Source organism: Pseudomonas sp. HMWF006, from assembly GCF_003061205.1.
GTDB classification, from domain to species: domain Bacteria; phylum Pseudomonadota; class Gammaproteobacteria; order Pseudomonadales; family Pseudomonadaceae; genus Aquipseudomonas; species Aquipseudomonas monsensis.
This window is the reverse complement of the sequence record NZ_QAIU01000292.1, coordinates 1-7,500: the sequence shown is the minus strand read 5'-3', so window position 1 is coordinate 7,500 and position 7,500 is coordinate 1. Positions and strand designations below refer to the sequence as shown.

Here is a 7,500-nt window from a genome sequence, read left to right as displayed (position 1 = left end):
GCACTGGGTAGTGCTCTTCCAGACGACGGGAAATGTAGTTGGCGTTGAGGATCGCCAGTTGCGAAGCGCGCTTCAGACCGGCGCCACCCATCATGCGAATGTACATCCAGGTGATCGGCAGAATGCTCGCGCTGCCGAACGGTGCCGCGCAGACCGCGCCTTCCTTGCGCTCCATCTGGGCGTGGCCCGGCATAAACGGTGCGAGGTGTGACTTGACGCCAATCGGGCCGACGCCCGGGCCGCCACCGCCGTGTGGAATGCAGAACGTCTTGTGCAGGTTCAGGTGCGAGACATCGCCGCCGAACTTGCCCGGCGCGCAGAGGCCGACCATCGCGTTCATGTTGGCGCCGTCGATGTACACCTGGCCGCCGTTGTCGTGAATGATCCCGCAGATTTCGCGGATACCTTCTTCGAACACGCCGTGGGTCGACGGGTAGGTGATCATCAGTGCAGCGAGGTCTTCGCGATGCTCGATGGCTTTGGCACGCAGGTCTTCGATGTCGACGTTGCCGCGGGCGTCGCACGCGGTCACAACCACGCGCATGCCGGCCATGTTGGCGGTGGCCGGGTTGGTGCCGTGGGCGGACGACGGGATCAGGCAGATGTCGCGGCGCTCATCGCCACGGCTCTGGTGGTAAGCGCGAATCGCCAGCAGGCCAGCGTATTCACCCTGCGAACCGGCGTTCGGTTGCAGCGAGATCGCGTCGTAACCGGTAGCGGCGCAGAGCATCGCTTCCAGTTCGTCGGTCAGTTGCTGGTAGCCGGCGCTCTGTGCGGCGGGAGCGAACGGGTGCAGTGCGCCGAATTCGGCCCAGGTCACCGGGATCATTTCGCTGGCGGCGTTGAGTTTCATGGTGCACGAGCCCAGCGGGATCATGGTGCGATCCAGGGCCAGATCCTTGTCCGCCAGTTTGCGCAGGTAGCGCATCAGCTCGGTTTCCGAGTGATAGCGGTTGAACACCGGGTGGCTGAGGATTGGCGACTGACGCACCAGCGCAGCCGGGATGGTGCTTTGCACCGAGGCGGCCAGTGCCGCGAAATCCGGCAGGGTCTTGCCGTCGGCGAACAGGCTCCACAGGGTTTCGATATCCGCCTGGGTGGTGGTTTCGTCGACCGACAGGCCCAGACGCTGAGCGTCGATCACCCGCAGGTTGATCTGCGCAGCGTGTGCCTTGTCGTGCAGTGCGGCGGTTTGCGCGCCGGTCGCGAGGGTCAGGGTGTCGAAGAAGCTGTCCTGCTCGACGTTGGCGCCCAGTGCGTTCAGACCCTTGGCCAGAATCGCGGTCAGGTGATGCACGCGGTTGGCGATCTGGGTCAGGCCTTTCGGGCCGTGGTACACGGCGTACATGCTGGCGATATTGGCCAGCAGCACCTGCGCGGTGCAGATGTTCGACGTGGCCTTCTCGCGGCGAATGTGTTGCTCGCGGGTCTGCATCGCCAGGCGCAGGGCCGGTTTGCCGAAACGGTCAACCGAGACTCCGACCAGACGGCCCGGCATGTCGCGCTTGAACGCATCCTTGGTGGAGAAGTACGCGGCGTGCGGGCCGCCGAAGCCCAGCGGCACGCCGAAGCGTTGCGCGGAGCCGATGGCGACGTCCGCGCCGAACTCGCCCGGGGCGGTCAGCAAGGTCAGGGCCAGCAGGTCGGCAGCCACGGCGACCAGCGCGTTGGCGGCGTGGAAGCGTTCGGTCAGTTCGCGGTAGTCGAACAGGTCACCGTTGCTGGCCGGGTATTGCAGCAGTGCGCCGAAGAACGGCGACACGTCAGTCAGTTCACGCTCGTCGCCGACGACCACGTCGATACCCAGCGGCTCGGCACGGGTGCGCAGCACGTCGAGGGTTTGCGGGTGGCTGTGGATCGAGGCGAAGAATTGGTGGCTACCCTTGTTCTTGCTCAGGCGTTTGCAGAAGGTCATGGCTTCGGCAGCGGCGGTGGCTTCGTCGAGCAAGGAGGCGTTGGCGATCGGCAGGCCGGTGAGGTCGCTGATCAGGGTCTGGAAGTTCAGCAGCGCTTCGAGACGGCCCTGGGAGATTTCTGGCTGGTACGGGGTGTACGCGGTGTACCAGGCCGGATTTTCCAGGAGGTTGCGCAGGATCGGCGACGGCGTGTGGCAGTTGTAGTAGCCCTGGCCGATGTAGGTCTTGAACAGCTGGTTCTTGCCGGCGATGGATTTGATCATCGCCAGGGCGTCGGCTTCGCTGAGGCCGTCGTCCATGCCGAGCACGCTGGTGCCCTTGATGCTTTCCGGGATCACGCTGGCGCTCAGGGCTTCGAGGGAATCGAAGCCGAGGCTGTTGAGCATGGCTTGCTCGTCAGCGGCGCGCGGGCCGATGTGACGGGCGATGAATTCGTTGGCAGTGCCGAGGTTTACTTGGGTCATGTCGCTACTCCTCAGGCTTCGGCTTGGGCTTTGATCAAACGGTCGTAGGCGTCTTGATCCAGCAGTTTCGCCACAGCCGAGGCGTCGCTTGGCTGGAAGCGGAAGAACCAGCCTTCGCCCAGCGGATCTTCGTTGACCAGTTCCGGTGCGTCTTCCAGTGCCGGGTTGATTTCCAGTACGTCGCCATCGAGGGGCATGTACACGCCGCTGGCGGCTTTCACCGATTCCACGGTGGCGGCTTCGGCGCCTTTTTCGTAAGCCTGCAGCTCAGGCAGTTGCACGAACACCACGTCGCCCAGGGCGTTCTGCGCGAAAGCGGTGATGCCGACAGTAACGCTGCCGTCAGCTTCAGTGCGCAGCCATTCGTGATCTTCAGTAAAACGCAACTCGCTCATGGAAACTCCTAAGGGGGCCAGACTCGTCTGGTGAACGCGGTGGAAGGCTCGGGCGGCAAAGCCCTGATTTTATGAACGGTTACTTAGCAAGAACGCGGCCATCTTGGATTTATCGTTATAAATCAATTGGATAGCTATTTCTGGCGATGCCGCAGATTGCGTGTGTGTAGCGAAATCGCTACAGCTTGGGGCGGGGAAAAAAGCTGAACGGGATCAAAGCCTTGCACTGTGGTCGCCGGAGGAGGGTGTAGCGATATCGTTCCGCTGTAGCGCTTTCAGTACAGATGGAGGTCGCTTTTGAACGGATTTCGAATCCGTCACCAATCATTGTAGGAGTGAGCCTGCCAGGGGATATGCGGCGTGATCAGGGCTTGTTGGGAATGCCGTACTTGCGCAGGCGATGGGCGATGGCGGTGTGCGAGGTTTGCAAGCGGCTCGCCAGTTGCCGGGTCGAGGGGTAGCTGACGTAGAGCTTTTCCAGCAGCGATTTTTCGAAGGACTCGACGGCTTGTTCGAGGCTGTCGACATCGCTGTCGGTCTGGCGCGCCACGGAGGTGCCGGCGATGTCGAGATCGCCGATATCGACCAGGCTGCTTTCGCAGATCGCGGCGGCGCGGAAGATCACGTTCTGCAGTTGCCGCACGTTCCCCGGCCAACGATTACCGAGTAGCGCCGGATAGGTGCCGGGGGCGAGGCGGCAGACCGGGCGCTGGATCTGCGCGCAAGCCTGCTGCATGAAATAGCGCGCCAGCAGCAGGATGTCCTGACCGCGTTCGCGCAGCGGCGGCACTTCAACGTTGAGCACGTTGAGGCGGTAGAACAGGTCTTCACGGAACAGGCCTTCGCTGACCATTTTTTCCAGGTCGCGGTGGGTGGCGCTGAGGATCCGCACGTTGACCTTCACTTCGCGATCACCGCCGACCCGACGGAAGCTGCCGTCATTGAGAAAGCGCAACAGCTTGGCCTGCAAGTACGGCGACATCTCGCCGATTTCATCGAGAAACACCGTGCCCTGGTTCGCCAGTTCCATCAGCCCCGGTTTGCCACCACGCGCCGCGCCAGTGAAGGCGCCGGGGGCGTAGCCGAACAGTTCGCTCTCGGCGAGGTTCTCCGGCAGCGCCGCGCAGTTCAAGGCGAGAAACGGCGCACTGTGCCGCGCACTGATGGCATGGCAGGCGCGAGCCACCAGTTCTTTACCGGTGCCGGTTTCGCCCTGAATCAGCAGCGGCGCGTCGAGGGCCGCGACCCGTTGCGCGCGCGCCTTGAGGGTGCGGATCGCCGGGGATTCGCCGAGCAATGCATCGAAACCTTCGGCGTGGTCGTGGTGCAGTGCCGACAATTGTTCGCCGATGCGGTTGGGTTGATAGAGCGTGAGCAAGGCGCCGGCATCGGTGATCGGTGTGGCGTCGAGCAACAGGGTCTGGCCGTTGACGGTGATCTCGCGCAGCGGCAGGCGGAAGCCTTGCTCGAGCAGGGTGTCCAGCAGGCCGGGATCGTTGAACAGCTCGGAGACGCTTTCCCCCGCCGGTTCACGCCCGTACAGCGCGATCAAGGCCGGGTTGGCCAGCAACACCTTGCCGGCGCTGTCGAGGGCCAGCACCGGGTCGGTCATCGCCGCGAGCAAGGCATCAAGCTGCAGGTGCCGACGCTGGCCGGGGAGGATGTCGACGACCGTCACCGCTTCCACGCCGCGCACGCGAAACAGTGCATCTTTCAGCTCTTCGAGCACTTGCGGGCTCAGGGTCGGGGCGTCGATGTAGACGTTGGGTGGAATCATCTCCACCGCATCCAGATTGAGATTGCGCCCACCGAGGATAGCCAGGACTTCCTGGGTGATGCCGACGCGGTCGATGAAGCTGACGTGGATACGCATGGGGCGGTTCAGTGATCTGCAGTGCGAAGGGTGGCAAGTATGCCTTAAATCAAAAACACCCTCACCCCAGCCCTCTCCCGGAGGGAGAGGGGGCCGATAGTGGAATGCTCACGAGGTACGCTGACCTGAAAATACGGCTGTGAATCACGAGGTACGTCGACCTGAAAAATACGGCTGCGAATCCATAATCGACTCGGTCTTTCAGGTCGATGTCTGTCTTCAGACACTTCGGTCAGTTCCCTCTCCCTTTGGGAGAGGGCTAGGGTGAGGGGCTTTTGAGGTTATTCGAAGTGCTCGAGATTGACCGGGTCGCCGGATTTCATATCGAGCTGCTTACGGATGTCTTCGAACATCAGATCGTAGTGCTTGTGCACCGAGCCGATCTGGCTGTGGGTTCTGGGGATGCCGTATTTCTCGGCGATTCGTGTCACGTTGTTGGCAAAGTTGTAAGCCTCTTCCTTGGGCAGGAAGAAGGTCTCTTTCATGTCCTTTCCCTGAAGGCTGCCATGCATCGTGAACTGGATGCCTTTGCCTTTTTGCGGATCGGTGAACACTTCATAGTCGAGGCACACGTTGTAACTGACGTCATCCGGCGTCAATGCGTGCCGCTCGATATGCAAATGACCAGGTTCGAATTGGGCCATGGGTTTCTCCTTTCAAGGCATGGGAGAAGGGCAGACCCTGGGTCTGCCCCCGGAGTTTCTATTTATCGATAACGGATGCCCGGCTTCGCGGTGCTGACGCGAGTACCGGCGGAGCCCTGGACGATCGCTTCGATGTCCGCGAGTGAGCCGATCACCGCGACCTTGCCAGTATGGCGTGCGAATTCGCAGGCTGCCTGCACCTTCGGTCCCATGGAACCGGCGGCGAAGCCCAGCCGTTCCAGTTCATCCGGATGCGCCTCGGCGATGGCTTTCTGCGTTGGCTTGCCGTAGTCGATGAACGCCGCGTTGACGTCGGTGGCGATCACCAGCAAATCGGCTTCCAGCTGTTCAGCGAGCAGCGACGAGCACAGGTCCTTGTCGATCACCGCCTCGATGCCCTTGAGGTGGTGATTCTCGTCGTACATGGTCGGAATCCCGCCACCACCGGCGCAGATGACGATGCTGCCCTTGTCCAGCAGCCACTTGATCGGACGGATTTCAAAGATGCGTTTCGGCCGTGGGCTGGCGACCACGCGGCGGAACTTGTCACCGTCCGGGGCGATGGCCCAGCCTTTCTCGGCGGCGAGTTTTTCCGCTTCGGCCTTGTCGTAGACCGGGCCGATCGGTTTGCTCGGGTTCTGGAAGGCCGGGTCCTTGGCGTCGACTTCAACCTGGGTCAGCAGGGTGGCGAATGGCACCTCGAAGTCCAGCAGGTTGCCCAGTTCCTGTTCGATGATGTAGCCGATCATGCCTTCGGTTTCGGCACCGAGCACGTCCAGCGGGTAAGGGGTGACGGAGGTGTACGCCGCCGCCTGCAGCGACAGCAGGCCGACTTGCGGGCCATTGCCGTGGGCGATGACCAACTGGTTGCCGGGATGGATCTTGGCGATTTGCTCGGTGGCGATGCGGATGTTGGCGCGCTGGTTGTCAGCGGTCATCGGTTCACCACGGCGGAGCAGGGCGTTACCGCCCAGAGCTACGACGATACGCATGGTGCATGTCCTTCTAGAAAACAGTGAGTTCGTGCAGGACGAATACGATCCCTGTGGGAGCCGGGCTTGCCCGCGATGGCGGTGTATCAGTCAGCATTGCTGTCGGCTGACACACCGCTATCGCTGGCAAGCCAGCTCCCACAGTGACCGTGTCGATCAATTACAGATCCGCCAGGGTCGAGACCAGAATCGCCTTGATCGTGTGCATGCGGTTTTCCGCTTGCTCGAAGGCGATGCAGGCGGGCGACTCGAATACGTCGTCGGTCACTTCGATGCCGTTGGCCAGGTGCGGATACTGTTCGGCGATCTGTTTGCCGACCTTGGTATCGCTGTTGTGGAAGGCCGGCAGGCAGTGCATGAACTTGGTGCGCGGGTTGCCGGTGGCTTTCATCAGTTCGGCGTTGACCTGGTACGGCAGCAGTTGCTGGATACGTTCGGCCCAGGCTTCCACCGGTTCACCCATCGACACCCAGACGTCGGTGTGGATGAAGTCGACGCCCTTGACGGCGGCTTTCGGGTCTTCGGTCAGGGTGATGCGTGCACCGCTTTCTTCCGCGTACTTGTTGCAGCGCTCGACCAGATCGTCATGCGGCCACAGGGCTTTCGGCGCACAGATGCGCACGTCCATGCCGAGTTTGGCGCCAACCAGCAGCAGCGAGTTGCCCATGTTGTTGCGGGCGTCGCCGAGGTAGGCGTAGCTGATTTCATGGATCGGCTTGTCGGCGTGCTCACGCATGGTCAGCACGTCGGCAATCATTTGCGTCGGGTGATATTCGTCGGTCAGGCCGTTGAACACCGGTACCCCGGCGAACTTCGCCAGCTCTTCGACGATTTCCTGTTTGAAGCCACGGTACTCGATGGCGTCGTACATGCGCCCCAGCACGCGGGCCGTGTCTTTCATGCTTTCCTTGTGGCCGATCTGCGAGGAATTCGGGTCGATGTAGGTGACGTTGGCGCCCTGGTCATAGGCCGCCACTTCGAACGCGCAGCGGGTGCGGGTCGAGGTTTTTTCGAAGATCAGGGCGATGTTGTTGCCCTTCAGGTGTTGCTGCTCGGTGCCGGTGTACTTGGCGCGTTTCAGATCGCGGGACAGGTCGAGCAGGTAACGCAGCTCACGTGGGGTGTGGTGTTCCAGGCTGAGCAGGTTACGGTTGTGAATGTTAAAAGCCATGATGGATCTCCTTCGGTGTCGGTTATCCCCCTGGCCGCACTTTAT

6 protein-coding genes are annotated in these 7,500 nt (G+C 61.8%); all 6 read right to left on the bottom strand.

Features of this window, described 5'->3' with window-relative positions; translation table 11 throughout:
• Positions 1–2,380, bottom strand: a 2,380-nt coding sequence (gene gcvP, locus DBR24_RS12160; protein WP_128614873.1) for an aminomethyl-transferring glycine dehydrogenase, incomplete at its 3' end; no start/stop codon positions are given.
• Between the two features lie 11 nt (positions 2,381–2,391).
• On the bottom strand, positions 2,392–2,775 hold the full coding sequence (gene gcvH, locus DBR24_RS12155) for a glycine cleavage system protein GcvH (RefSeq protein WP_123467185.1): 384 nt from the start codon (positions 2,773–2,775) through the stop codon (positions 2,392–2,394).
• A 364-nt stretch (positions 2,776–3,139) separates the two neighbouring features.
• A complete protein-coding gene (locus DBR24_RS12150; RefSeq protein WP_123467183.1) occupies positions 3,140–4,648 on the bottom strand; it encodes a sigma-54-dependent transcriptional regulator in 1,509 nt (502 codons plus the stop codon).
• Positions 4,649–4,929: 281 nt separating this feature from the next.
• Entirely contained in the window at positions 4,930–5,292 is a 363-nt protein-coding gene (locus DBR24_RS12145; RefSeq protein WP_123467181.1) for a DUF5064 family protein, read from the bottom strand.
• A gap of 62 nt (positions 5,293–5,354) precedes the next feature.
• Positions 5,355–6,284, bottom strand: coding sequence for a carbamate kinase (gene arcC / locus DBR24_RS12140; protein ID WP_128614872.1), 930 nt, complete (start codon positions 6,282–6,284; stop codon positions 5,355–5,357).
• Positions 6,285–6,444: 160 nt separating this feature from the next.
• Positions 6,445–7,455 carry an ornithine carbamoyltransferase gene (locus DBR24_RS12135; protein WP_128614871.1) on the bottom strand — a complete coding sequence of 337 codons (1,011 nt, stop codon included), beginning with the start codon at positions 7,453–7,455 and terminating at the stop codon, positions 6,445–6,447.
• Positions 7,456–7,500 lie beyond the last annotated feature (45 nt).

Bases quoted from the DNA above. Each gene is read 5' to 3' on its own strand.
- gcvH (WP_123467185.1), bottom strand. From the start codon at position 2,775: ATGAGCGAGTTGCGTTTTACTGAAGATCACGAATGGCTGCGCACTGAA.
- DBR24_RS12150 (WP_123467183.1), bottom strand. From the start codon at position 4,648: ATGCGTATCCACGTCAGCTTCATCGACCGCGTCGGCATCACCCAGGAA.
- DBR24_RS12145 (WP_123467181.1), bottom strand. From the start codon at position 5,292: ATGGCCCAATTCGAACCTGGTCATTTGCATATCGAGCGGCACGCATTG.
- DBR24_RS12135 (WP_128614871.1), bottom strand. From the start codon at position 7,455: ATGGCTTTTAACATTCACAACCGTAACCTGCTCAGCCTGGAACACCAC.
- arcC (WP_128614872.1), bottom strand. From the start codon at position 6,284: ATGCGTATCGTCGTAGCTCTGGGCGGTAACGCCCTGCTCCGCCGTGGT.